At 62.0% G+C, this 26402-nt stretch carries 22 protein-coding genes; 4 read left to right on the forward strand and 18 right to left on the reverse strand.

Features of this window, described 5'->3' with window-relative positions:
• Positions 1-123 precede the first annotated feature (123 nt).
• Both HQL98_06355 and HQL98_06360 read right to left on the reverse strand, forming a co-directional pair.
• A complete protein-coding gene (locus HQL98_06355) occupies positions 124-1203 on the reverse strand; it encodes a M23 family metallopeptidase (GenBank protein ID MBF0271664.1) in 1080 nt (359 codons plus the stop codon).
• On the reverse strand, positions 1200-1853 hold the full coding sequence (locus HQL98_06360; GenBank protein MBF0271665.1) for a protein-L-isoaspartate(D-aspartate) O-methyltransferase: 654 nt from the start codon (positions 1851-1853) through the stop codon (positions 1200-1202). The genes HQL98_06355 and HQL98_06360 overlap by 4 nt, the downstream gene beginning before the upstream one ends.
• Positions 1854-2087: 234 nt before the next feature.
• Between HQL98_06360 and HQL98_06365 the strand changes: the two genes are divergently transcribed.
• Complete coding sequence (locus HQL98_06365; protein MBF0271666.1) at positions 2088-3845, forward strand: hypothetical protein; 1758 nt, start codon at positions 2088-2090, stop codon at positions 3843-3845.
• A 72-nt stretch (positions 3846-3917) separates the two neighbouring features.
• Here HQL98_06365 and HQL98_06370 read toward each other — a convergent pair whose 3' ends face one another.
• From HQL98_06370 to tolB, 14 genes are all read right to left on the reverse strand, one after another.
• On the reverse strand, positions 3918-6311 hold the full coding sequence (locus HQL98_06370) for a phenylalanine--tRNA ligase subunit beta (protein MBF0271667.1): 2394 nt from the start codon (positions 6309-6311) through the stop codon (positions 3918-3920).
• A 78-nt stretch (positions 6312-6389) separates the two neighbouring features.
• Positions 6390-7424, reverse strand: a complete 1035-nt coding sequence (gene pheS, locus HQL98_06375; GenBank protein MBF0271668.1) for a phenylalanine--tRNA ligase subunit alpha — start codon at positions 7422-7424, stop codon at positions 6390-6392.
• A 262-nt stretch (positions 7425-7686) separates the two neighbouring features.
• Entirely contained in the window at positions 7687-8049 is a 363-nt protein-coding gene (rplT, locus tag HQL98_06380) for a 50S ribosomal protein L20 (protein ID MBF0271669.1), read from the reverse strand.
• Between the two features lie 27 nt (positions 8050-8076).
• The gene (rpmI, locus tag HQL98_06385; protein MBF0271670.1) at positions 8077-8274 is read right to left on the reverse strand and encodes a 50S ribosomal protein L35; all 198 of its coding nucleotides are present in this window, start codon (positions 8272-8274) and stop codon (positions 8077-8079) included.
• 29 nt (positions 8275-8303) lie between these two features.
• A complete protein-coding gene (locus tag HQL98_06390) occupies positions 8304-8894 on the reverse strand; it encodes a translation initiation factor IF-3 (GenBank protein MBF0271671.1) in 591 nt (196 codons plus the stop codon).
• Between the two features lie 15 nt (positions 8895-8909).
• Positions 8910-10823, reverse strand: coding sequence for a threonine--tRNA ligase (gene thrS / locus HQL98_06395; protein ID MBF0271672.1), 1914 nt, complete (start codon positions 10821-10823; stop codon positions 8910-8912).
• 5 nt (positions 10824-10828) lie between these two features.
• Positions 10829-12217 carry a phosphoglucosamine mutase gene (locus tag HQL98_06400; GenBank protein MBF0271673.1) on the reverse strand — a complete coding sequence of 463 codons (1389 nt, stop codon included), beginning with the start codon at positions 12215-12217 and terminating at the stop codon, positions 10829-10831.
• A complete protein-coding gene (folP, locus tag HQL98_06405) occupies positions 12214-13038 on the reverse strand; it encodes a dihydropteroate synthase (GenBank protein MBF0271674.1) in 825 nt (274 codons plus the stop codon). Before folP ends, HQL98_06400 begins: the two co-directional genes overlap by 4 nt.
• A gap of 380 nt (positions 13039-13418) precedes the next feature.
• Positions 13419-15410, reverse strand: coding sequence for an ATP-dependent zinc metalloprotease FtsH (gene ftsH, locus HQL98_06410; protein ID MBF0271675.1), 1992 nt, complete (start codon positions 15408-15410; stop codon positions 13419-13421).
• Complete coding sequence (tilS, locus tag HQL98_06415) at positions 15407-16585, reverse strand: tRNA lysidine(34) synthetase TilS (GenBank protein ID MBF0271676.1); 1179 nt, start codon at positions 16583-16585, stop codon at positions 15407-15409. The genes ftsH and tilS overlap by 4 nt, the downstream gene beginning before the upstream one ends.
• On the reverse strand, positions 16582-17262 hold the full coding sequence (gene queC, locus HQL98_06420; protein MBF0271677.1) for a 7-cyano-7-deazaguanine synthase QueC: 681 nt from the start codon (positions 17260-17262) through the stop codon (positions 16582-16584). The genes tilS and queC overlap by 4 nt, the downstream gene beginning before the upstream one ends.
• A 2-nt stretch (positions 17263-17264) precedes the next feature.
• The gene (ybgF, locus tag HQL98_06425; protein ID MBF0271678.1) at positions 17265-18302 is read right to left on the reverse strand and encodes a tol-pal system protein YbgF; all 1038 of its coding nucleotides are present in this window, start codon (positions 18300-18302) and stop codon (positions 17265-17267) included.
• A 42-nt stretch (positions 18303-18344) separates the two neighbouring features.
• Positions 18345-18893: a peptidoglycan-associated lipoprotein Pal gene (gene pal / locus HQL98_06430; GenBank protein MBF0271679.1), complete on the reverse strand. Its 549-nt coding sequence runs from the start codon at positions 18891-18893 to the stop codon at positions 18345-18347.
• Positions 18894-19117: 224 nt separating this feature from the next.
• Positions 19118-20467 carry a Tol-Pal system protein TolB gene (gene tolB / locus HQL98_06435; GenBank protein ID MBF0271680.1) on the reverse strand — a complete coding sequence of 450 codons (1350 nt, stop codon included), beginning with the start codon at positions 20465-20467 and terminating at the stop codon, positions 19118-19120.
• A 388-nt stretch (positions 20468-20855) separates the two neighbouring features.
• Here tolB and HQL98_06440 point away from each other — a divergent pair, with 388 nt between their 5' ends.
• From HQL98_06440 to HQL98_06450, 3 genes are read left to right on the forward strand one after another with little or no spacing between them, the layout of a single operon-like run.
• The gene (locus HQL98_06440; protein ID MBF0271681.1) at positions 20856-21791 is read left to right on the forward strand and encodes a sulfite exporter TauE/SafE family protein; all 936 of its coding nucleotides are present in this window, start codon (positions 20856-20858) and stop codon (positions 21789-21791) included.
• 55 nt (positions 21792-21846) lie between these two features.
• On the forward strand, positions 21847-22275 hold the full coding sequence (locus HQL98_06445; protein MBF0271682.1) for a hypothetical protein: 429 nt from the start codon (positions 21847-21849) through the stop codon (positions 22273-22275).
• A 40-nt stretch (positions 22276-22315) separates the two neighbouring features.
• Positions 22316-23173, forward strand: coding sequence for a universal stress protein (locus HQL98_06450; protein MBF0271683.1), 858 nt, complete (start codon positions 22316-22318; stop codon positions 23171-23173).
• Between the two features lie 170 nt (positions 23174-23343).
• Here the strand turns inward: HQL98_06450 and HQL98_06455 are convergent, their stop codons facing one another.
• On the reverse strand, positions 23344-24720 hold the full coding sequence (locus HQL98_06455; GenBank protein MBF0271684.1) for a sigma-54-dependent Fis family transcriptional regulator: 1377 nt from the start codon (positions 24718-24720) through the stop codon (positions 23344-23346).
• A complete protein-coding gene (locus HQL98_06460) occupies positions 24713-26164 on the reverse strand; it encodes a HAMP domain-containing histidine kinase (GenBank protein ID MBF0271685.1) in 1452 nt (483 codons plus the stop codon). The genes HQL98_06455 and HQL98_06460 overlap by 8 nt, the downstream gene beginning before the upstream one ends.
• Positions 26165-26402 lie beyond the last annotated feature (238 nt).

The raw sequence follows: 26402 nt of genomic DNA on the forward strand, positions 1-26402 counted from the left end.
GCCTATCGTCCCTGTTGGTGTGGCTTGTTTTCCGCTTGCAAAACGATGAGTGACCTGAAAAGCCAGGATTCGGGGCGTGGATTCCCCCAAAAAAAGTGTTGTTCTGACTTTGTCAAACAGGTGTCAATCCCGTTTGGGGAGATACTGTAGGGGATTTTGCGGTGCAATGCTACGGCGGATTTCAAAATGCAGACGGGGAGAGACGGTCACTCCGGATTGTCCCGCCAGGGCGATGGTTTCCCCGGCCCGCACGCTTTGGCCTTTCCTGACCATGATCTTTTGCAGATGGGCGTAGGCGGTCATGAAGGAGCCTCCATGCCGGAGCAGCACCATGTTGCCAAAGGTGGTCAACCCTTGATCCGCGTAGGCCACCACTCCGTCGGCGGCGGCGACGATGGGATCACCCGGATTGGCGGCGATGTCGATGCCGGTGTTGCGCAACGCTCCCATCTGTCCGAAGCGGCCAATGACCCGACCCGTATGGGGCCACACCCAGTACGCCGGGGGATAAGGCGAGAGGGGTTGGGCCTGGGTATAGGTCTGGGGCGGAAGGCTGGTGTCCCGCCCCGCGGTCGGGTCGGGACGCGGAAGGGGATTCCGCAGCGCCAAAGAGGGGGGCGGAATGGTGCCGGGAGGTTCTTCCCAAAGGCGGGGAGCGGGTTTGTCCGGCAGGGTGGGGCGATCCGGTTCGGGTCTGGAGGCCATTTCCGGTTCGGGTCTGGAGGCCGTTTCCGGTTCGGGTCTGGAGGCCGTTTCCGGTTTGTTGGTCATGTCCGGTTTGGCGATCACGGGGGGGGGGAGAGGGGGACGGGGGGCTTGTCCCGGCGGAGTCACCCGCAGCCGTTGGCCTACCGTGAGTTGATCCGGATTGGTGATGCGGTTCCAGGTGGCCAGTTGTTCCACGTCGATGTTGTGGCCCGTGGCGATGGCCCAGAGGGTGTCACCGGGGCGGACCGCGTAGAGAATTTCCCGTCCGGGTTGGGGGGGAGGGGGTTGGGTTTGGGGTTCGGGAGCCAAGTCCGCCGCCAGGGGTGGACCCTTGACCACCCGCACCGGAGCGGCGGAACCGTTGCCCGCTTCCCGGGGCGGAGGCGCGCCGGTGCCGGAACATCCCGACAGCAGGAACAGCAATCCGATCCCTCCGATCCAGGTGCCTCTTCGGAGGGAGACACAGCCAGAAGGTCGGCGGGATTCCGGGTTCACGGTGACTCTTCCTTCCACCCCTGGGCGCCCACCAGAGGCACGAAACAGCAGGGTTCCAGGGTTTCCCGTTGGAGGGCGCCATCCGCCAGACGGATGATGCGGATCAGGTTCTGGGCGCTGCGGCTCCCTTCCGGGGCCACCAGCACACCATTGGGAGCCAGTTGACGCAGCACGTTTTCCGGGGTGATCGGGGTGCCGGCGGTGATGATCACCCGCTCGAACAGCCGTTCTTCCGGCCATCCCAGGGAGCCGTCTCCGACCCGGCAGACCACATTGTGAAATCCCAAACGGCGCAGTCGCTTGCGGGCCGAGTCCGCCAGCGAGGGCAGTCGTTCGATGGTGTAGACTTTGTGGCTCAGTTTGGACAGAATCGCGGTCTGATACCCGGAACCCGTGCCGATTTCCAACACCTCTTCTTGTCCGGTGAGGCGCAACGCCTGACTCATGCGGGCCACGGTATAGGGTTGGGAGAGGGTTTGACCTTCGCCGATGGGGAGGTTTTCATCCCCGTAGGCCCGGCTGGCCAGGGCCTCTTCCACAAACAGATGGCGCAAGGTCTCCCGCATCACCGCGATCACCCTGGGGTCATCGATGCCGTGGTTCTGGAGCAACTCCCTGACCATGCGGTCGCGGGCGCGCGACGAGACCATGCCGTGTTCCGGTACTTTCATGCGTTCAAGAGACTCTGGCAGACGAGGATGGTCTTGGAAGTCCGTCGCGGGCTGGCATGACCTTAGAATGCGGACAGCAGACCGGATGGCCAATCCAAACGGTTATGGTAGACATATTGCAAGAATACGGGTCGGTGCGAAGTGTGTCAACGAAGTTGGCGCGTTTTCGCTGCTGTTTCGGGACTTTTGCCAGGATTACAAGAAGGAGCGGGTATGCAGACCATGGCCAAGGATCCACCCCCCGTCGGGCTGCGGCCCGATCCCTGGCTGGTCGCCCTGGTGCTGCTGGTGCATGCGGGATTGTGGTGGTGGGCCCAACCCATCGTCGAAGGCAGCGATGATCTCTCCTATGCCACCTTCGCCCATCGGATGCAGACCGGCACCTTTTTGTTCGAGGCCCACCATTTCGCCCACCGGTTGGGGATCCTCTCCCCCACGGCCCTGCTGTACGCTCTGTTCGGTGTCAACCCCTACACCACCACCGGTTGGTCTCTGATCTGTTCTCTGCTGACCATCTGGGGGGTGCATCGGGTCGCCTTGCCCCTGGCGGGTCGTCTGGCCGCGCTGCTGGCCGCTTTGGTGCTGGCCACCAACACCTTTTGGCTGGAACAGGCCTTGGGGCTCGGACCCGACCTGCCCGTGGCCGCTTGCGCCTTCGCCGCCCTGGCGGTATTGGCCCAGGCCCGCGCCCCCGGCGGTTGTCGTCTCTCCCCCCGAGAGGCGGGGCTGCTGGTCTCTTTGGCCCTGACGGCGGCGGTGTTGACCAAACTTTCCATCATCTGGGTGATCTATTTCCTGGCTTTGGTCATGCTGCACGATTTGTATCATGGCCGTCATCGGGCCTTGTGGGGCTGGATCGCGGTTTCCGGCGGGGTGATGGGGGCACTTTATCTGGGGGTCTATCAACTGTTGCGGGGGGATCCTTTGTATCATCTCCACGTGGTCAACCAGATCTATAACAATCCCTATGGCATCTGGACCTACTCCGCCGAATCCGGCAACAGTCTCATGGCCCGGCTGACCTATCAGCCGATCCGCATGATCCTGGAAATTCCCGGCTTCGTGACCCTGGTGTTTCTGTCCATCCCGCTGGCGTGGCTGTTTTTGAAAGGGGTGGAGCCGGAGCGGCGCGGGGAGTACCGCTATTGGCTGGGGATGATGGGGCTGGTGTTGTTCGTCTTCTGGTTTGCCACCAATTCGTTTCAGTATTACAACCCCATGATGCTGTGCGGGCGTTATCTGATGTTTCTGTTTCCCCCCGCCGCCTTGCTGGGTGGAGCCATCCTGGCGGGTCTGATCCAGCGGCCACAACGCGGCGCCCTGGTGGTGCCCATGGCCGGAGTCGGAGCCGGGATGGTGGTCGTGTTGCAGGGGTTTGGTTTCTGGAAACGGGAAATCCTGCTGCTGGAGCTGTGTCTGCTGGTGTTGGCCGCGGAACGGTGGTGGCCGGCGGTGGCGAGGCGTCATCAGCGGTGGCTGGCCACAGGCCTGGTGGCGGCGACCCTGGTGATCCTGCCGGTGCTGGCGGTGGGGCAGGGGGTGTTGGGTCCCACGGTCTGGCAGAAGATCTATCGCGGTCTGATGCGTGAATCCCTGGCGCCGTTGCAAGAACCGGTGGTGCTGTATACCGATGCCCGGGTGATCACCACCTTGGAATGGATGGCGGGTTTCCGCAGCCCCGACTTTGTGCAGATGGTCAACTGGCGCACGCCGGGTCTGCGGGTGGTCCTGCCCGCTGGCGGGGCGCGGCGTTGGATTCTGCTCAATGCCCGGGATGAGCAGGCGGACCGTTTGCAGGCACTGTTGAAGGATCCCCCCCGGGAGTGGAAACTGCTGTGGAAATCCCGTCACACTCCCAAAGAGGCGGCCTATCTGTTTGAAACCAGCGAGGCGGATCCGATTCCGACGTTGTTCAGCCGTTTTCCGGAACAGATGACCCCCAATGTGGTGAAACCCAAGAGCGTCCCCTGATTCCTGCCCTGCGCGCCGATGGCCTTCCCGGCAGGATGGGGAATCCATCGGCGCCCGCGCAAGAAGGGGAAATCACTGGCGCATGGTGGCTCCGAAACGGGTGTGGGCGCAGGCGATGACTTGTTCCGACAGGGTTTTGCTCTCCGAGTCGGTGAGGGTACGGTCGTCGGCTTGCAACAGCAGGCTCAAGGTCAGACTTTTGTGACCCTCCGGCACACCGGTTCCGGTATAGATGGCCGTCACCTGCACCCGGCGGATCAGGGTGGGATCTACCGCCAGAATCTCCTGAATCACCGCTCCCGCGGGTGTTTTTTCCGGCATCAGGAAGGTGAAATCGCTTTGGATCCCCGGGAAACGGCTGGTGGCGCTCTCCGACACCCGCGCCGGGGGGCGGGCGGGTAGGGCTTCCAGATCCAGTTCAAACAGATAGACCTCTTTGCGCAGATCCAGTTGTGCCATTTCCTGGGGATGCAGTTGTCCCATCCAGCCCAAAGGCGTGCCGTCGGCGGTGGAGACCTGCGCCTTGCGCATCGGGTGCAAAAAGCTCGGTCCGCCGGCGGTGAATTGGGGCAGCGCGCCGGTCAGTGTGGACAACAAGGACTCCAGATCCCCCTTGAGATCAAAAAAATCCACCCCCCGGGCCGGGGCATGGGGGGAAAGCTCTTCCGCCGGGCCGGTGATCACCCCGGCCAGCCGTTCGTGTTCCGCGAGGGTGCCATCGGCCTGATTCAAAAAGACCCGCCCGGTCTCGAAAAGGCGCAGACGCAGATTGCCCCGGTTGAGATTGCGCTGGGCGCTTTCCATCAATCCGGCGATCAGGTCGGTGCGCAACACCGACTGCTCTTCGGAGAGGGGATTGATCAGCGCCAGAGGGATGGCCTCCCGGTTGAAACAACGCTGGATGGCCGGACTCACGAAAGCGTAGTCGATGGCCTCCTGATAGCCCTGTCCCACCAGCAGGGTCCGCACCCGGTCGGCCAGACGGCGTACCGGATCCGGGGTCGGGGGAGAGGCGGGCACCCGGGGCAGGGTGGTGGGGATCCGGTCGTAGCCGTGCAGGCGGAGGATCTCTTCCAGCAGATCCTCTTCGCGTTTCAGGTCGTGGCGCCAGCTCGGCGGAGTGACCGCGAACCGGGGGGAACCCTCCCCGGAGTCCGGCTCGACCCGGCATCCCAGGGCGGTGAGCAGGGTATTCATGGCTTCCGGGGTCAGGTCGATTCCCCCCATGCGGTTGACCCGTTCGGGCCGGTAGGGAATGGCTTGGGGAGGCGTCCAGGTGTGACCGTCCACCAGGGTGATGGGTCCGGCCTGCCCACCCGCCAGATCCAGAATCAGGCGGGTGGCCCGTTCCATGACCACAGGGAGTGCTTCCGGATCCGTGCCCCGCTCGAAACGGTGGCGGGATTCCGAGACCAGTTCCAGGCGGCGTCCCGTGCGGGCGATGCCGATGGGCTCGAAATAGGCCGCTTCCAAAAACAGATCCGTGGTGATTTCGGTGACGCCGCTCTCCTCTCCTCCCATGATGCCCGCCAAGGCCAGGGTGCGTTGCTGGTCGGCGATCACGGTCATGGTGTCGGTCAGGGTGCGTTCGATCCCGTCCAGGGTGCGCAGGGTCTCTCCCGCTTGGGCGCGACGCACCACCACCGGCAGGGCCAGACGGTTGAGATCAAAGGCGTGCAGCGGCTGGTTGAGATCCAGCAGCAGATAATTGGTGATATCCACCACATTGTTGATGGCCCGCAGTCCCACCGCCTCCAGGCGTTTTTTCAGCCATGCGGGGCTGGGTCCGACGGTCACCCCCCGGATGATCCGACCCGCGTAGCGGGGACAGCCGAGGGGATCTTCCAGCCGCACCGGGGCGATGGCTTCGGGTATCGTGACCGGCACCGGTGTGGATTCCAGGGGCAGCAGGGGCCGGGCGGTGAGGGCGGCCAGTTCCCGGGCCACACCCCGCACTCCCAGACAATCCCCCCGGTTGGGGGTGATGCCCAGCTCCAGCACCACATCGTTTTTGCCCAGGGCGTCGGCGATGGACAGGCCGTCCGGGGTGGCGGGATCCAGGATCAGCACCCCATCGGATTCGGTGGCCAGTCCCAGTTCCTTCAGCGAGCAGAGCATGCCGTGGGAGGTGACGCCGCGGATTTTCCCCAGTTGAATCTCCATGCCATTGGGCAGGTTCGCCCCGACCCGCGCCACCGCCACCTTGTCGCCGGGGCGATGGTTCTTGGCGCCGCAGACGATCTCCAGGGTTTCCGGTCCGACTTTGACCTGACACACGGTGAGCCGGTCGGCGTTGGGATGGGGTTGCACCGTTTCCAGCAGTCCCACCTGAACCTTTTCCAGACCTTGATCCAGGCGGATCAGGGCATCCAGTTCCAGTCCGGCCATGGTGAGCCTGGCGCCGATGGTGGCCGGGTCAAGCGCGGTGTCGATGTGGTCGCGGAGCCAGTCGAGGGTGATTTTCATGCGCGGGTCCAGTCTTTGTGTCGATAAAGGTCGGGAGAGGGGATCGGTGGGTGGAGCCTGGTGTTCTCCGCCATGCCATCACGCATAGCGGCTCAGGAACCGTATATCGTTGTCGAACAGGGCGCGCAGGTCCGGGAAGCCGTATTTGAGCATGGCGAGCCGTTCCACCCCCATGCCGAAGGCGAAGCCGGTGTAGCGTTCCCGGTCGATGCCCACGTTGGCCAGCACGTTGGGGTGGATCAGGCCGCAGCCCAGCACCTCCAGCCAGCCGGTGCGTTTGCAGACCCGGCAGCCTTGGCCATTGCAGAACAGGCAGCCCATGTCCACCTCGGCGGAGGGTTCGGTGAAGGGGAAAAACGAGGGGCGGAAGCGGACCGGCAGGGGGCGTTCGAAGAATTCCACCAAAAAGGCTTCCAGCAGGCCCTTGAGTTGGCCGAAGTGGACCCCTTCATCCACCATGAACCCTTCCACCTGATGGAACATGGGGGTATGGGTGATGTCCGAGTCGCAGCGGAACACCTTGCCCGGGGCGATGGCCCGCAAGGGGGGTTGGCATCCTTTCATGACCCGGATTTGCACCGGTGAGGTATGGGTGCGCAGCAATCGTTTGTGGCCATTCGGGTCCGGGGGCAGGTAGAAGGTGTCGTGCATCTCCCGCGCCGGGTGGTCCGGGGGAATGTTGAGGGCCGCGAAGTTGTACCAGTCGGATTCCACTTCCGGGCCGGAAGCCGGGGGAAAGCCCATGGCGGTGAAGATGGCGATGATTTCGTTCTGGGCGCGGGTCACCGGGTGGAGGGTTCCGGTGGTGCGGGGGCGTCCCGGCAGGGTGACATCCACCCATTCCCGTTCCAGGCGTGTGTTGAGTTCCGCCTGTTTGAGGTGTTCCATGCGGTTGGCGAGGGTCTGGGCGAACTCCTCCTTGAAGGCGTTGGCCATGGCGCCGAGGGTGGCCCGTTGTTCTTCGTTCATTTGGCCCAGTCCCCGCAGGATCTGGGTCAGGCTGCCTTTTTTGCCGAGGGTCTTGACCCGGATGGCTTCCAGATCGGCGGGGGAAGTGGCGGTGGTCAGTTCGGAGAGCGCGGTGGTTTTCAGCAGCGACAGTTCTTCAAGCATGGCACATACTCGGCAGGGTCAGGAATGGAATCCACTATTGAAAAAAAAGAGAGGGTCTGGGAGATTCATCTCCCAGGACTTTGACTTTTAAGATTTTGACTTCAAAACAAAAAATTTTAATTAAATTTTATAATAAAAATTTTATTTTTAAAATCAAAACCCTGGGGGAAGAATCCCCCAGACCCCTTCTTTTTTTCAATAGTATAAATAAAGAAAGGGTTCCGTGGGGAACCCTTGACTTTATTTATTTCGGAGAATGGCGTCAGGCAGCGGCGAGGGCGGCCTTGGCACTCTCGGCGATGCGGGCGAAATCTTCGGGGGTATGCACGGCCATATCCGCCAGCACCTTGCGGTCCAGCTCGATGCCGCTCTTGGCCAACCCGCAGATGAACTGACTGTAGGACAGACCGCTCAACCGGGCCGCGGCGTTGATACGCACGATCCAGAGTTTGCGGAAATCCCGTTTCCGGGCACGGCGGTCCCGATAGGCATACTGCAAGCCATGCTCGACCCGTTCCAGGGCGATGCGGAAACAACTGCCATTGCGGCCACGGTAACCTTTGGCCAGATCCAGAACTTTCTTGTGGCGTGCATGAGCTGACACGCCTCGCTTGATGCGCGACATGGGGGGAACACTCCTTCGTTTTAAGACTTATAAATAGGGCAGCATCTGCCTGACCGCGCGGTTATCCGCCTCGGACATGAGGCAGGTGCCACGCATGTTGCGTTTGCTTTTGGGGGACTTCTTGGTCAGGATGTGACGCTTGAACGCATTGTTGCGTTTCAGTTTGCCGGATCCGGTGGCGGAGAACCGCTTGGCCGCGCCCCGGTGACTTTTGATCTTGGGCATTTCCGATCCTTCGGTTGATGGTTGGTGTGTCAGGGTACTTTTTTGGTCTTCGAGGGTGCCACGACCATGGTGATTTGACGCCCCATCAGTTTGGGCACCTGTTCGACCTTGGCCACATCGGCGACCGACTCTTCCACACGCTTGAGCAAAGCCATACCCAGCTCCTGGTGGGCCATTTCGCGGCCACGGAAGCGCAAGGTGCATTTGACCTTGTCGCCATCCTCCAGGAATTTTCGCATGCTTCGCAGCTTCACGTCAAAGTCGTGCGTATCGGTGCCAGGACGAAATTTGACTTCCTTGATTTCGATGCGCACCTGTTTTTTGCGCGCCAGACGTTCCCGCACCGATTTTTGGTACTTGAACTTGGCGTAGTCCATGATTTTGCAGACGGGAGGCCGGGCTTCCGGGGCCACCTCCACGAGATCCTGACCGGCCTCCATGGCGCGCCGTTGGGCCTCGTAACTGCTGACAACGCCAACCTGCTGACCCTTTTCATCGATCAGGCGCACTTCCGGGACACGGATTTGTTCGTTGATGCGCGTGTTGTCGGTGGGGGCCGGGGGGGCGCGGTCCTTGGTGCTGTTGGGAATGGTAGGTTTGATGATGATCGGTTCTCCCATGATGGTGATGGATCCTTAAGTCCGGTTCGCGGCTTCTTGGAGCAGACGTTGCAGCATGTCATCCACGGGGATCAGACCCAGATCCTTGCCGTGACGATCACGGGGGCTGACCGCCCCTTCCGCCTGTTCGCGTTCGCCGACAATCAGCAGCCAGGGAATCTTCCTCATGGCGTGCTCACGGATTTTATAGCTTACTTTATGATTACGCAAATCCGTTTCCACGCGCAGACCCGCAGCGCGCAATCTTTTTCCCACTTCCACGGCCCAATCGTTGTGGGCTTCGGTAATGGTCAGCACCACGGCTTGCACCGGGGCGATCCACAAGGGGAAGTGACCGGCGTAATGCTCGATGAGAATGCCGAAGAACCGTTCCAGGGAACCCATCAGCGCCCGGTGGATCATGATGGGCCGATGACGCCCTCCATCTTCGCCAATATAGCCGATATCAAACCGTTCGGGAAGGTTGAAGTCCAGTTGAATGGTGGAACATTGCCACTTGCGACCGATGGCGTCGGTGATCTTGACATCGATCTTGGGTCCGTAGAAGGCCCCGCCCCCCACATCCTCGGCATAGTCGAGACCATGACGGGTGATGGCATTGCGCAACGCGGTGGTGGCCTTTTCCCAGATTTCGTCCGATCCCACCGATTTTCCCGGTCGGGTGGAGAGGTTGACCTCGAACTTTTCAAATCCGAACGTGCGCAGGGTTTGCAAAGTGAGGTCCAGAATGGCGCTGATCTCCTCTTCGATCTGGGATTCCCGGCAGAAAATGTGGGCATCGTCCTGGGTGAAACCCCGCACCCGGAACAGTCCATGGAGAACTCCAGACATTTCATAACGATAAACCGTACCCAGTTCGGCCCAGCGCATGGGCAGATCCCGATGGGAACGGATCCTCGACCGGAACACCAGAATATGGAACGGACAGTTCATGGGCCGGATCTGGTAGGACTGTTCATCCACCGTCATGGGATTGAACATCGAATCCCGATAGAAATCCAGATGACCCGACGTGCGCCAAAGATCCAGATTGGCCATGTGGGGGGTGAACAGGAATTCGTAACCCGCTTCCCGATGGGTCTGTTTCCAGTAGTCCTCGATGGTCTGGCGCATGCGCGCCCCCATGGGATGCCACAACACCAAGCCGCCCCCGGCGTCATCCTGGATGGAAAACAGATCCAGTTCCTTGCCCAGACGGCGGTGATCCCGTTTGGCTGCCTCTTCCAGCAGGGTCAGATGGGCCGCCAAAGCCTTTTTGTCGGCGAAGGCGGTGCCATAGATCCGTTGCAGCATTTTGTTTTTCGAGTCGCCCCGCCAGTAGGCGCCGGCCACCCGGGTCAGCTTGAAGGCTTTCAGACGACCCGTGGACGGCACATGGGGGCCGCGACACAGATCCATGAACTCCCCCTGACGGTACAAAGAAAGCGCCTGATCCGACGGAATGTCGCGGATGATCTCCGCCTTGTAGTGTTCCCCCTGGGCCGTGAACCAGTCGATGGCCTCCTGACGCTCCATGAGGCGACGTTCCACCGGCAGATCCCGCTGTGCGATCGCCTCCATGCGGGCCTCGATGGCGGTCAGATCTTCCGGGGTGAAGGGGCGCTCGTAATCGAAGTCGTAATAAAAACCATCTGCCACCGCCGGTCCGATGGTCACCTGGGCCGCAGGATACAGCTCCTTGACCGCGTGGGCCATGAGATGACTGGTGGAGTGACGCAGAATTTCCAGGCCGTCCGGGGTGGAGGGGGTGATGATCTCCACGGCGGCGTCGGTTTCCAAAGGGGTCTCCAGATCCACAAGGCGTCCATCCACCCGACCGGCCAAAGCCGCACGGGCCAGACCGGCGCCGATGGCCGCAGCGATGGCCGCCACGGTCGCGGGGGAGGCGATCTCCTTGATGGATCCGTCGGGCAGGGTGAAACGGGGCATGGGACTTACACTCCTGAAGCGTCGGCAGTACGTTGAATGAGCTGGCACAGGTCATCGACCACCGCGGCAATGGTCGCGGCGCAATCCCCCTCGGCCATGACGCGGATTTTGGGTTCCGTGCCCGAGGCCCGCACCAAAACCCGACCCCGACCTTCCAGGGTGGCCTGGGCGTCGGCGATGGCCTGACGGATGGTGGCATCCTTCAAGGGCTGGGTGCCGCGGGGAATGGTCACGTTCTTGAGAATTTGCGGTACGGTTTCCAGTTGGGCGGCCAGCTCCGACAGGGGACGCTGTTGGGTGACCATCCGTTCCAGAATCTTCAAACCGCTGACAATGCCATCCCCGGTGGTGTTGTAATCCAGAAAGAGCATGTGACCCGACTGCTCCCCCCCCAGATTGCACCCTTCCGCCAGCATGGACTCCAGCACGTAACGGTCTCCCACGTTGGCCCGGATCAGACGCAAATCCCGGGCCGACAGAAACCGTTCCAGGCCCAGATTGGACATGACCGTACCCACCACCGCACCGCCTCGCAGGGTGTTGTGTTCCTGCATCATCATGGCGCTCATGGCCAGCAGTTGATCCCCGTCCAGCAGGCGACCGTTCTCGTCGCACACCAGCAGGCGATCCGCGTCCCCGTCCAGGGCCAGTCCGATATGGGCACCGGTCTCCTTGACCTTGGCGCGCATCAGTTCCGGATGCAAGGTGCCGCAGCCGTGGTTGATGTTGAGTCCGTTGGGCTCCACACCCAGAGGGATGACATCTTCCGCGCCCAGTTCCCAGAACACCTCCGGGGCCACCTTGTAGGCCGCGCCATGGGCGCAGTCGATCACGATCTTCATGCCGGTGAGGCGCAGATCCCGGGGAAAGGTGTTTTTGCAAAATTCGATGTAGCGGCCACGGGCATCCTCGATCCGTTGGGCCCGTCCCACATGGGCCGGGTCCGGGGGATCGCTCACCACCGGATCCTGGAAGAAACGGGACTCGATGGCCAGTTCCACCTCATCCGGGAGCTTCATGCCATTGGGGCCGAAAAACTTGATGCCGTTGTCGTGGAACGGATTGTGGGACGCGGAGATGACCACGCCGATTTCGGCCCGGAAGGCCCGGGTGAGATAGGCCACCGCCGGAGTGGGGATGGTGCCCACCTGTACGCAGTGCATGCCCACGGAGTTGAATCCGGCCCGCAACGCCGACTCGAACAGATAACCGGAAAGCCGGGTATCCTTGCCGATCACCACCGTGCCCCCCCGGTGATCCGGACGGCGCAACACCTGACCGGCGGCCTGACCGAGGCGCAGGGCGGTTTCGGCGGTCATGGGGTGAAAGTTGGCCAAGCCCCTGACGCCATCGGTGCCGAAGAGTCTGCGGGGAGTTGCGGCGTCCGTACTCATGACAGGGATCCTCCCTCTGAAAAGGAACGATAGCCGGTGGCGACCGCCATGGCCTGACGGGCGCCCGCCACGTCATGCACCCGCAGGATGGAGGCGTCGGCCAGGGCGGCCAGCAGATGACCAGCCGGATCCCGTTGGCGGGGTGCGTCGATGCCGGTCAGTGCCCCCAACAGCCGCTTGCGGGAAAATCCCAGCAGCAAGGGGGTGCCCAGGCCGCGAAACAGACGACGACGACGCAGCAGGGTCAGATTGTGGGCGGTGGTCTTGCCGAAACCGATGCCCGGGTCGCAGATCAACCGTTCCCGTGGCAGACCGTGGGCGACACACAAGGCCATGCGCCGCGCCAAGAAATCGTAGACCTCTCCCACCACGTCGTCATAGGCTGGGGCCTGTTGCATGGTGGCGGGACGGTTTTGCATGTGCATCAGCACCGCCGGGGTTTGACTCTCCGCCAGCAGGCGGGCGGTATCCTGACCGGCTTCGGGATCGTCCGGAGCCTCGCCACCACCCCGCAAGGCGGTGACATCGTTGATCAGTGCCGCGCCCGCCTGGATGGCGGCGCGCATCACCGCGGGCTTGGAGGTGTCCACCGCCACCGGAATCGGCAACGCGGCGGCCAGCTCCCGAATCACCGGCACCACCCGTTCCAGCTCTTCCGCCAGCTCCACCGGCGCGGCTCCCGGACGGGTGGACTCTCCCCCCACATCCAGCAGATCCGCCCCCGCCTCGGCCATGGCCAGACCCTGATCGATGGCGGCCCGTTGATGGCCCGCCAGACCGTCTCCGGAAAAAGAGTCGGGGGTCACATTCACGATGCCCATGATCCGGGGAGCCGTCAGATCCAGATGCCAGGATTTGTCCCCCAGACCCCAATGCCAGATCGGATCCGGACGCAGATGGTTGGCCAGGGTGGTGGTCAGTTCCCGAGATGGGGTCTCCAGTCCCGCGTCGTTCAGGGTGCGGGCCAGGGCTTCCAGCGCCGGGCGGTTCAGGCGACCGGCGGCCATGCGCCGTGTCCCACGGTGGAAGATCTCCATCCCCCGGGGCAGCACGCCATCCCATTCCGCCGGCCAGGAGGTGATCCGCAAGGCCCAGGGGGTATCCGGATCCTGCGGAGCGCCGGGTCCATCCGGTTGTGCGCCGTGCTGCGGGACAAACCAGGAACCATCACCGGTCCAGGGTTCCAGCAGAAAACGGGTGGTCATGGCCTGCCGGTCGGAGGATCGTCGGACGGAGCCTGGGAACCGGAAGTTCCTTCCTCCTCCGGATCCTTGGCCAGCCGGGGTTTGCCGTAACGGCGCACCTTGGAGGCGTTGGACTCCTCATCCCCGTCGTCTGCGCCTTTGCCCTTTTTCTTGGAGGGGGGCGGCACCGGGGGCAGGGGCTTCAAAGCCTCTTCGGCGGGCATGCCTTTCATCAGGTTGGCCACCTCGTCCGCGTCCAGGGTCTCCCGCTCCAGCAGGGCGGCGGTCATGGTGTGCAGCACCTCCATTTTTTCCGTGAGGATTCTTCTGGCCCGCTGATAGTTGCGGTCGATGAGTCCCCGGATCTCCTGGTCGATGGTCTGGGCCGTGGCCTCGGAAATGGATTTGTGCTGGGTGATTTCCCGACCCAGGAAAATCTCCTCTTCCTTGGCGCCGTAGGTCATGGGGCCCAGTTGATCGCTCATGCCCCATTCGCATACCATGCTGCGGGCCAGTTCCGTGGCGCGCTTGATGTCGTTGCCCGCGCCGGTGGTCAACTGGTTCAAGACCAGCTCCTCGGCCAGCCGTCCCCCCATCAGCACGGAGATGTTGTTTTCCAGATGTTCCCGGGAGTAGCTGTGACGATCCTCCGTGGGTAGTTGCATGGTGAGTCCCAGGGCGCGGCCACGGGGAATGATGGTCACCTTGTGTACCGGATCCGTGCCCGGAATCGAGGCGGCCACGATGGCGTGTCCGGCTTCGTGATAGGCGGTGGTGCGGCGTTCGTGTTCCGGGATGATGGCGGACTTGCGGGGCTTGCCCATCATCACCTTGTCCTTGGCGGTCTCGAAGTCTTCCATGTCCACCAGTTTCTTGTCGGCGCGAGCCGCCCCCAGGGCCGCCTCGTTGACCAGATTGGCCAGATCCGCGCCGGAAAAACCAGGGGTGCCACGGGCCAGGATCTCCGGATCCACGTTGTCGTCGATGGGCACCTTGGCCATGTGCACGCCCAGAATCTGGGTGCGGCCCCGGATGTCCGGATTGGGCACCGTCACCTGACGGTCGAAGCGCCCCGGTCTCAGCAGGGCCGGATCCAGCACGTCGGGCCGGTTGGTGGCCGCCACCAGGATCACCCCTTCGGCGGACTCGAAGCCATCCATCTCCACCAGCAACTGGTTGAGGGTCTGTTCCCGCTCGTCGTGACCGCCTCCGAGACCGGCTCCGCGATGGCGACCCACCGCGTCGATTTCATCGATGAAGATGATGCAGGGGGCGTTTTTCTTGCCCTGCTCGAACATGTCCCGCACCCGGGCCGCGCCCACGCCCACGAACATCTCCACGAAGTCGGAGCCGGAAAGATTGAAGAACGGCACATTGGCTTCGCCGGCGATGGCCCGGGCCAGCAGGGTCTTGCCGGTGCCCGGCGGACCGATCAGCAGCACGCCTTTGGGGATCTTGCCCCCCAGACGCTGGAACTTTTGCGGATTTTTGAGAAATTCGATGATCTCTTGCAGCTCTTCCTTGGCTTCGTCGATGCCGGCCACATCGGCGAAGGTGACCTTGCCCAGGGTTTCCGAGAGCATTTTGGCCTTGGACTTGCCGAAGGACATGGCGCCCCGGCCTCCCCCGCCTTGCATCTGGCGCATGAAGAAGACCCAGACTCCGATCAGCAGCAGCATCGGAAACCAGGAAATGAGGATGGTCAGCAGCAGCGGGGTCTCTTCCGGGGGACGGGCGGTGATGTTGACCTTTTTCTCCCGCAGCAGACGCATCACGTCCGGATCGTTGGGGGTGTAGGTGGTGAAGGCCACCCCGTCGGCGTAGACCCCGGAGATGCGCCGGTCCTGAACCACCACGTCGGTGATTTTTCCCTGATCCAACTGGAAGAGGAAATCGGAAAACGGGATGCTTTGATCCCGGGGGGTCGGCTGGTTGAACAGGTTGAACAGCATGATCAACAGCAAACCGATGACCAACCATAAAGACAGATTCTTATAAAATCCGTTCAAGCGGACTTCTCCTGGATCGGACGGTGTTCTTGAGAGTGATGATTCATGATTTGGCGCGGGGCATCCGGATGGGTGAACCGTCTTCCTTCATCATAAGGACACCATGAGGAAAATTCAACCGTTTCCCATGGCTCTTTTTCGACTGGAGTGGCATTCTGGCTTTTGGCGGCTCCCGAGCAGGGGGCGAAAAAGACCCGATCCTGGATGCGTTGGATGCGCATCCCCCGCAAGATCATGTTCCAGCGGCGGCGGGGGGTGGTGATCAGATGGATGAATTGTTCGGTGGCCCGTTCTCCCGGGGCGTGAAAATCCCGGGTCAAGCGATCGTGACAGCGTACCAGAATCCGTCGCAGCAGCTCGTCGGGCAACGGGCGCAGCGCCTGCCATGCCAGGGAGATGGCCTGGGGGTGGGGATGCAGCCGGGCGTCGAGTCGGGGCCAGAGGTGTTCCAGGCTCCACTCCAGGGCCTCATGGGCGCGGGAGATGTGTTGGGCCGCCAGGGCGATGGCGGGGGCCGGATCACAATCCGCGGATTTTTCCAAAGCGGGCAGTCCCCATTGACGCATGCGGTTGCGCCGGTAGTCCAGCGACTGGTTGGATGGATCCTCCCGCCATTTCAGGTGGTGGGCGGTGAGCCAGGAGATCAGTTCATGGCGTCTGGCAAACAGCAAAGGCCGGATCAGCCGGATGCCGTCCGTCAACGGACGGCTGGCCCGCATGGCCGCCAGTCCGTGGACCCCGCTGCCCCGCAACAGGCGATCCAGAAAGGTTTCCGCCTGATCGTCCAGATGGTGGGCGGTGGCGATGAACGGAGCCTGGAATCCCTTGGCGGCCTCGATCAAAAAAGCCAGCCGGGCTTCCCGGGCCTGCTCCTGGAGGTTGCCGGAGGAGGGGGGATCGGTCCACACCCCGTCCACCGCGGCCACCCCCAGTTGCCGGGCCTGTTCCCGGGTGAAGTCCGCATCCTGACGGGATTCCGGGCGCAGGTTGTGATCGAAATGGGCCACCAGCAGCCGGTCGGGGGGAGTGATGCGGCTGGCCACCAGCAGATGGAGCAGGGCGATGGAGTCCGCCCCTCCGGAGACCGCCACCACGATGCGGCTGTTTTCGGGAATCCGGTGCGTCGAGACCCGGCGCAACCGCTCAGGCAGGGGAACGCCCCATGCGGATTTCATGAGCGGGCGTAGCGGATGGGGTCGGGGATTCCCGCGGCCTGGAATCCGGCGAGTCTCAGACGGCAGGCGTCGCAGGTGGCGCAGGCCAATCCGTCGGGGGTCGGGTCGTAGCAGGAGCGGGTGAGGGAGAAATCCACCCCCAGTTCCAACCCCAGGCGGATGATTTCGGCCTTGGAGAGGTTTTGCAACGGCGCCCGGATGGCGAAGGGCTGGTTGGCAATCCCTTCCCGGGTGGCCAGATTGGCCAGGGTGGTGAACGCCGACACAAACGCCGGGCGACAGTCCGGATAACCGGAATAGTCCACGGCGTTGACACCGATGAAGATGTCGAAAGCCTGCAGGGTTTCGGCCCAGCCCAGGGCCAGGGAGAGAAAAATGGTATTGCGGGCCGGGACATAGGTGGCGGGAATGCCACTGCCGGGACCGGTTTTGTCGGGGATCTGGCTGGGGTCGGTGAGGGCGGAGCCGCCGATGGCGTCCAGGGGCAGATCCAGGATCAGCCAGCGGGCCACGGGCAGGGCGGAGACCAGGGCCTCGGCGGCTTTGAGTTCCTGGTGATGGCGCTGTCCGTAGCGGAAGGAGAGGGGATACAGCTCGAATCCCTGCTGGCGGGCCGCATGCAGGCAGACTGCGGAGTCCATGCCTCCGGAGAGCAACACCACCGCCCGACGGGTCACCTTCAACGTCCCAGTTTTTTCTTGATCACGTCCAGACGCGGTTTGGCCACAGCGGCTGGAGAGGAGTTGGGAAAGTCCTTGACCAGACGTTGCAGGCTGGTATTGGCGTTTTCCATGTCGTTGAGTTCATAGAAGGAGAAGCCGATCTTGAGCAGGCTGTCCGGCACCTTGCCACTGTTGGGCCAGCGGAGCAGCACTTGATTGAAGGCCATGAGGGCTTCCGGGAACTGCCGTTGCACGTAATGGAGTTCGCCGATCCAGTATTGGGCGTTGTCCGCCATGGGGTCTTTGCCATGGGACTTGAGGAAGCTCTGGAAGCCGGTTTTGGCGGCTTCGTACTGTCCCTGCTTGAGTTGCTGGAAGGCGGCTTCGTAGATCTCTTTGGGATTGCCGGTGGCGGCAGGCGCAGCTGCAACCGGAGCGGCGGGTGCCGCCGGAGTCGCGGGTTTGGCGGCAGCCGGAGCGGGAGCCGTTGCGGTGGCCGGAGCGGCGGGGGGCGTGGCCGGGCGCGGGGGCTGGGAAGCCGCGGCGGTGGCGGCGGCAGACGGTGGCGCGGCCACGGCAGCCGGAGGCTGGTTGGGGGTCGCAGCCGCCGCGGGCGGTGGGCTTTCCACGGTCGGGGCGGCGGGTGCCGTCGGCATGGTTTGCGCCATCTTGGGTTCCGGAGGGGGAATCATGTCGATGCGTTCGTTGAGGCGTTTGCCATCGTGACGCACCTCCTCCACCGATCCTTGGAGGGTGCTGACCTGTTTTTCCATCATGGCGAGGCGATTGTTGAGTTCGGCCATGGCCTGACGGTGGTTTTGTTCCGACTGGTCCAGACGGTCGGCGAGATCGCCGACACGCTGGGCCCATTCGGGAAGGTTCTTGCGTGACCGTGCGGGGTCGTCCGCTGTCCGTGGGGGTTCCCCGTCCGCGCCATCGGGAGGCGGGGCGCCCGTGCCGCCGCACCCGGCGAGCAGGGAGAGGGTTCCACAAAACATCAGAACGCGCGCGTGGGATGCGAGCGCGCCTTTCCGGTCCAGCAACGCGATGCGCATGGTTGTCAAGAGACCTTGTTCAAGAGGGAAGTAAAAGCAACCTTACGGAACGAGGTCGGCACGCCGGTTTTGGCCCCAGGCGGCTTCGTTGTGTCCGTTGACCAGGGGACGCTCTTTGCCATAGCTGACCGTCTTGATGCGGGAGCCGTCCACGCCTTGGGAGATCAGGTATTGCTTGGCGGCGTCGGCGCGCTTTTGACCCAGGGCCAAGTTGTATTCCCGGGTGCCACGTTCGTCGCAGTGACCTTCGACGGTGACGTTGCGTTTGCCGAGCCAGCGGGCGTTCTGGGCCAGGATATCGGAGGCGCGGGCGTCGATGATGGAGGAGTTGAGGTCGAAGTGGACCCGGTGTTCCGGTTCGCCATTGGCGCCGCGACCTGAGGGATCGTTGGGATTGCGGCCATCGAGATAGGCGGAAGAGCCGTCGTGACGACCCAGGGCGCGTCCGTCTTCACCGACACCGGCCTGACCGGTACCCGTGGCACCGGCTTCGCCGGAATCCGGGGATCCGCCAGGGACAGCGCCGCATCCGGCCAACAGGCCCAGGGAGAGCAGGGAGACGGCCAGGAGATTGGAACGTTTTGTGATCATGATGTTTGAATCCTCGTTTGAAACAGTGTTAGGTACGCGGACTTGCCGCGTCCACTCGGTTGGTCAAATCCAAAAAAAGGTCAGTCACGACGTGTGACGGTCGTTGGGGTGCCGGATTATCGTTCAAATTGCGATAATCGGGCATGGTCGGGTCGTTTGTAAACCAAAAAAACGTGACCAAACCAAACAAAATTTAAAGCAATCTTCGTGCCAGACCCCGGGTGTCAACGAATCAACGGTGACCAGGAGGGGTCGGAGGCGCGGATTTCCGCGTCCATGGGCACGATCCGTTCGTTTTGGCCGGTGAGGTCGATGGTATAGAGTTTGGAGCCTTTGCCCTGGGATTCCCGGGTGAAGGCGATGACCCGTCCGTTGGGTGCCCAGGCCGGGGATTCATCCATCCAGGAGCTGGTGAGGGCCCGTTGCTGGTTGCCCTGGGGGTTGATCACCGAAATGCCGAATCCGCCGCCGCCGCCTTTGACGAAGGCGATCAGGTCGCCCCGGGGGGACCAGGAGGGGGCCGCGTTGTAGTTGCCGTCGAAGGTGATGCGGGTCTGGTTGGAGCCGTCGGCGTTCATGGTGTAGATCTGGGGAGAGCCGCCCCGGTCGGAGTTGAACACGATGCGCCGTCCATCCGGAGACCAGGAGGGGGAGGTGTCGATGCCCGGATTCTGGGTGAGCCGGGTGAGGGAGCCGGAGGCCAGTTCTTTCACATAGATTTCGGCGTTGCCGTCTTTGTTGAGGGTCATGGCCATGCGGGTGCCGTCCGGAGACCAGGAGGGGGCGCTGTTGAGTCCCGGATAGTCGCCTTCCAGAAATTTCTTGCCGGTGTACAGTTCCCAGCGGTAGATGCGGGGTTCGCCGGACACATACGAGACGAAAAAGAGGTGTTCACCGGTGGGGGAGAAGCGGGGGGTGAGCACCAGGGAGCGGCCTTCGGTCAGGTCGGTGCGGTTGAGGCCGTCCTGATCCATGATGGAGAGCCATTTCTTGTCGCCTTTTTCGGCCACGAACACGATCCGGGAGGTGAAATAGCCGGCTTCGCCGGTGAGGCGGGAGTAGATTTCATCGGCGATGCGGTGGGCCACCAGATGCCACTCCTGCTTGGGAGCGCTGAACCGTTGCCCTTTCCCCACTGCGGTGCCCTTGAAGACATCGTGCAGAAAGAAATCCGCGTGAACCGTGCCGCCGGCATCGGTGACCGCGCCGGAAACCACCGCCTCGGCTCCGGTGAGACGCCAATCCTTGAAGTTGGGTCCATCTTTCCACAACGAGGCGGGATCTTGCAAGAATCCTTTCTTTTCGAGAATTTGGAAGAGTCCGGACCGTTCCAGGTCAGCGGCGACCACGTCGGAGATGCGGTTGCCCATGGCCGCCGAGGGGTTGACCGATCCATCCGAATTGATGTCGAGAAATTTGGGGATGGCGATGGGCAGTGCCTGCACCCCGCCTTTGGAAATATCGATCTGCACCACCGCCTGGGCGGTGCCCACACACATCAGGAGCCAGAAGAACAGACTCGTGACGAACAGGGTGGATCGGGTCTGGGGGAGTCGTTGCGCGGAGTGGTTCATGGGATTGACGCATCCGTAATTGGTGTGCCGTTCATGATAAGGGAAGCTGGCACCTTAACACATTTCCTTGGCTTCCCCAACCCTATTTGACATCGGGCGCGGGGATTGTTGGTAGAGGGGGGGCGGGGGATGGAGTTGGGAGAGTCGGTGGAAAGGCGGGGGGGAATGGGGATGCGAAAGTGACCGATTTTTTTACATTCTTTTGATTTGACACGATAATATTCAGATCTTGAATGAAATTAAGATAGATTAAAATCAAATCCCATTTTTTTGCTGTTGCATAATTCAACGGTCTGGACTATGTATTAGAGTATCAGTGCTATCTGATGTACCGGGAGTTCTCGCCTTGATTTTACCATCGATAAAGAGCCATAACATGACGCGCTTGATGAAAGGATCGTGGTCCTGGGGTCTGTTTTTCGTGCTGCTGCTCATGGCCGGGGAGGGGTGGAGCGCCACAAGCGCTTCCACGGCTGCCGTCACGCCCTGGTGGGTGTGGGCGGCGGCTCTGTTTGTCACCTCTTTTCTGCTGGGCATCGTCGCGGTGCTGGGTGGCGTGGGGGGCGGTGTGCTGTTCGTGCCCATCGTGGGTGGTTTCTTTTTTCCGTTTCATCTGGATTTCGTGCGGGGAGCCGGGCTGATGGTGGCTTTGGCCGGAGCGTTGGCCGCCGGACCCGGACTGCTCAAAAGCGGCATGGCGAATTTGCGGTTGGCCATGCCCCTGGCCCTGATCGCGTCGGCTTCAGCCATTGCGGGGGCCATGGTGGGGCTGGCCCTGCCCACCAACGTGGTGCAGACCGCTTTGGGGGTCACCATTCTGGGCATCGTGGCGCTGATGTGGAGTGCCAAAAAATCCGAACGTCCCGAGGTGCCCAAGGCCGATGTCATTTCCAGCGCCTTGGGGATCCATGGCCTCTTCTTCGACGCCGCCCGCAACCAGGAAATCGACTGGAAAGTCCATCGCACCCCCATGGGACTGATGATGTTCGTGGTGATCGGCATCATGGCTGGCATGTTCGGCCTGGGGGCCGGATGGGCCAACGTGCCGGTGCTGAACCTGCTGATGGGAGCGCCCCTCAAGGTCTCCGTGGCCACCAGCAAGTTCATGCTCTCCATCGTGGATACCTCCGCGGCCTGGGTCTATCTGAACAAAGGCGCGGTACTCGCCTTGATCGCCGTGCCATCCATTCTGGGGATCATGTTGGGTTCCTTGGTGGGGGTGCGTCTGTTGCGGCGCGCCAATGCCTCGGTGGTGCGCAAGGTGGTGATCGGCATGCTGCTTTTGGCCGGTTCCCGGGCCTTGATGAAAGGATTGGGTTTTTAAAAGACGGTTTCCAAACAACCCGCAGCAGACATTTTGGATCAGGCGAGGATTGGCCATGGCGGATTATCCCTTTGACCCCAAGTACGCCTCCGAAGAGCAGGTGGCCTATGCCGGCACCCTGGATATCGGCTGGAAGATCGGCTTCGTGCTGATGGTGATCTTTTTCGGCTTGTATGTCTTCGGGGTGCTGCCGGCCCATGTTTCCATGGATGAACTGGCCCGCTATTGGGTGCTGCCCGCGGATGAATACCTCAAGTCGGTGCATGGCCCCACCGGCTGGGGATGGGTCGGATTGATCCATAAAGGCGATTACATCAACTTCATCGGCATCGCCATTCTGGCCGGGATCACCATGGTCTGTTATTTGCGGGTGCTGCCCCTCTTCTGGAAAAAAGGGGACAGGGTCTATAGCGCCATTATTGTGGTGGAGATCCTGGTGCTGGTGTTGGCCGCTTCCGGAATTCTGGGCGGCGGTGCCCATTGATCGGTTTGGTTTGATACGTTTTAAAAATAAGGATGCAGCCATGAGCGAAACGCGCCCGCTTCTGCCGACAGGTCGGTTTGCCAATATTCTGCTGGCCACGGAGTGTTCCGAGTTCTCCCGTAGCGCCGAGGAGTTGTCCGCCGCGCTGGCGAGGCTGTTTTCCGGTCGGGTGACGGCGATGCACATGTTGTTTTCCAACCCGGAATACGAAACCCTGGCCCCGGAACAACTGCAAAAACAGGAAATCTCCGCCTTGCAGGCCACCAACCGGGTCAAGCAGTGGATGGAGGATCAGGGGGTGGTTTGTGCGGTGGATATCCGTCGGGGGGTGCATCCCCATCAGGAGATCATCGACGCGGCGGTGGACAGTGACGCGGATCTGGTGGTGATGGGGCGCCGCGGTCGGCGGGGATTGGCCCGCTGGATGGTGGGAGACGCCACGGCCCGTGTGGTGGCCCAGGCGCCGTGCAAGGTGCTGGTGGTGCCCCGTGGATCGGTGATGTGGCGCACCGCCATTTTGCTGACCACCGACGGTTCCCGCTACAGCGAACGGGCCGGTGTGGTGGCGACCATTTTGGCGGCCCGGTCCAACCTGCTGTTGCGGGTGATCTCCGTGGTGGAAAACAAGGGCAACGTCGCCCGTCTGAAACTGGCCACCGAAGCGGTGGAGCGGGTGGTGGAACATGCCAGGGCCGCTGGCGTGGAGGTCTCCGGCGAGGTGGTGGAAGGCCATCCCCCGGTGGATGTGATCGCCCGGGAAGCCCAGCAGTGTGGCGCCGATCTGGTGGTGGGGGGCAGCCATGGCCGTACCGGCATCGAACGGGTGTTTCTGGGCAGCGTGATGGAACGGCTGATCGGACGGGTCTCCTGCCCGGTGCTGGCCATCAAGGGGGGGTGAGTTCTGGGGGTGTGGAACCCAAGATTCCGGTGCTGTCGGAAGAAAGGGATTCAAAAATTGGACGCCTTCCAGGTTTGGAAGGGACAACCCATCTCTAATGAATGTGTCCGGGTGAAGTTCATCGTGATCAGGGCGTCGTGGTCAGAAAGGCAAAGTCCGAGGGATCTCCCTCACCCCCCCACATCCTCTCCCGCCACCAGTTTCAGCCGTTTCAGCTTGCGCCACAACGAAACCCGGTCGATCCCCAGAATGGTGGCGGCCAGGGTTTGATTGCCGCCGGTCTCCCCCAGTACCCATTGAATGTAATCCGCTTCCAGCTCTTCCAGGGTGGGGGAGCCGCCGGGGCGTTTGTGAAAGGCCCGGATCACCCCCAGACGCAAGGTGTCGGGCCAGTGGACCGGCAGGATCTCCACCCCGTCGCTCAAGGCCACGGCCCGCTCGACGATGTTTTCCAACTCCCGGATGTTGCCGGGAAAATCATACTCCCGCAACAGGGCCATGGCTTCCGGGGAGATGCGTTCCACGGACCGCTCCATTCGTTCCGCTCCCCGTTTGAGAAAATGATTGGCCAACAGTTCGATATCCCCCCGGCGCTCCTTGAGGGGAGGAACCGCCAGGGTGATCACGTTGAGCCGGAAATACAGATCCTGACGGAATCGTCCTCCGGCCACCGCCTCTCCCAGATCCCGGTTGGTGGCGGCGATGAAACGGGCATCCACCGGGATGGGTCGGGTGCCCCCCACCCGCACGATCTCCCGTTCCTGAATGGCCCGCAGCAGCTTGACCTGCATGGAGAGGCTCATTTCCGTCACCTCGTCCAGAAACAGGGTGCCTCCGGCGGCGGTCTCCATCAATCCCTGGCGGGTGTTGACCGCTCCGGTGAAGGCTCCTTTTTCATGGCCGAACAGCTCCCCGGCCAACAACTCTTCGGTGAACACCCCGCAATTGACCGCCACGAAGGGTCCTTCGGGGCGTCCGCCATGGGCGTGGAGGTCGCGGGCGATCAGTTCCTTGCCCACGCCGCTTTCGCCGGTGATCAGGATGTTGCAGCCGGTGGGGGCCACCTGTCGGGCGGTTTCCAGGAGTTTGAGCATGCCCGGATCCCGGGTGATGATGGGTCCCTTGGCGCGCAGTCCCCGCAATTGTTCTTTAAGTTGACGGTTTTCCCGCCGCAGGTGGACCTTGTGCATGGCTTCGCGCACCACCTTGCGGGCCTCTTCCAGACGGTAGGGCTTGGCGAGGTAGAAAAAGGCCCCTTCCCGCATCGACTCCACCGCCGATTCCAGGGTGGCGAATCCGGTGATCAGAATCACTTCGGTATCGGGGAAACGGTTTTTGCACCCCCGCAATACCCCCATGCCGTCCACCCCTTCCATGCGCAGATCCGTCAATACCACCTCGAAGGGCTGACGGGTCAACAGTTCCAGAGCGCGGGCGCCGCTGTCGGCGGTGGTCACCCGATACCCCTCCTTGCGCATCACGTGAGCCAGATTGCGCACCGCGATTGACTCGTCATCCACGATCAATACCGCACCCGTGTCACCCATGGTTTTCTCCTGTCATCATGGGCAGTCGCACCATAAAGCGACTCCCTTCGCCCGTTCGGCTCTCCACCGCGATGCACCCTTCGTGCTCTTCCACCACCTCATGCACCACCGCCAATCCCAAACCCGAACCCTGACCCACCGGCTTGGTGGTGAAAAAAGGATCGAAAATCCGTCCGATATGGGCCTCGTCGATGCCTGAGCCGGTATCCACCACCTCGATGTCGCACCAGGGGGTCTGACAGCGGCATCCGGCAAAGGGCCCGGATTCGGGTTGGGGATCTGGTTCATCCCGGCGTCTGGCGCGGATGCGGACCTCGCCGGTTTCGGGAATGGCGTCGATGGCGTTTTTGATCAGATTGATGAAGGCCTGATGCAATCGTCTGCGGTCTCCGGGAATCCAGATGTCCGCGGGGATGTCGCGGATCACCCGGATTCGGGCGGGAATGTGGCCCTTGCTGAACCGGAACGCCTCTTCGACGGTTTCCGCGAGGCGCACCGGCCCCCGCTGAAAGGCCCGGTCCCGGGCCAGATCCAGCAGGGAACGGACGATATCCCGCGCCCGTTTGGTCTGTTCGTCGATCTGGGAGACCAGATCCCGTTGAAAGGCCGGATCCGGGTTGTCCAGTTCTTCGGCCAGGATCTGGCAGGAGGTGGAGATGTTGGACAAAGGATTGTTCAACTCGTGGGCCACGCCGGAGAGCAAAGTGCCCAGGGATGCGAGTTTTTCCGAGCGCAACAGATGTCTTTGCCGTTGCCGCAACTCCTGGAGTACCCGGTTGAAGGCGCTGGTCAAAGAGACGATCTCCTGGTCCAGGGAGGGGATGTGGATTTGATGGAACTGTCCGTTGACCACCCCCATCATCGACTCTTCGATGCGGCGCAAGGGCAGTACGATCCGTTGGGACACGGTTCCCCCCAGAATCACGATCACGGCGATCACCACCACCATGGCCGCCAGCAACAACAGCCGATGGCGCTCCAAGGCGTGGCGCACCTCCACCCGTCCGGATTCCGACAATCCTTCGGCGGTGGTGACCAGGGATTTGCCCAACACCCGGATGGCGTCCTGATCCACGGCCCGGTCGGCCCGGTCGGCAGGATGGCGTGCCAGTTGGTCGTATGCGACGATCCAGCGTTGGGCCTGCCCGATGGTGGCGCGGGTGGCGGGATCCTGGCCTGTTTCCTGATCCAGATCCTGCTTGACCCGGAGGATGTAGTCCAGCAATTGCTCCCGGTCTTCGGCCTGATGATACAGGAAGAAATTCTTCTCGAAACGGCGCATCTCCAGCACGTCATTGAGCAGCATGATGCGCTGTTCCCCGGAGAGCAGACGCTGGGAGAGCAGTCGCAGCTCCACGATGGTGAAGAGGCTCAAACCCAGGGCAAGGGCGCTGATCAGGGCATAGCCCAGCATCACCTTGCGCCGCAACGAGGTTTGGAACATGGGAACACTCCATGGGATATCGAAAGGGTGTTGCATTTTGCAAAAGTGGATGGCGTTTGGCAATGATTATTCGGGATTGCTTTATTATTTTGAAAAGATTGGAATTTATTGTCATTTTTCCAGGAATTCCGGATGCTTTGGGAATGAGCTATTGCAAGATGCAATAGCCTTGGAGGGGCCGGATCGGGTGGTTTTTTGGTCAATCCATTGAAAAATAAAAATTATATGTGATGGAACG

Source organism: Magnetococcales bacterium (assembly GCA_015231755.1).
Taxonomy (GTDB): Bacteria; Pseudomonadota; Magnetococcia; order Magnetococcales; family Magnetaquicoccaceae; genus Magnetaquiglobus.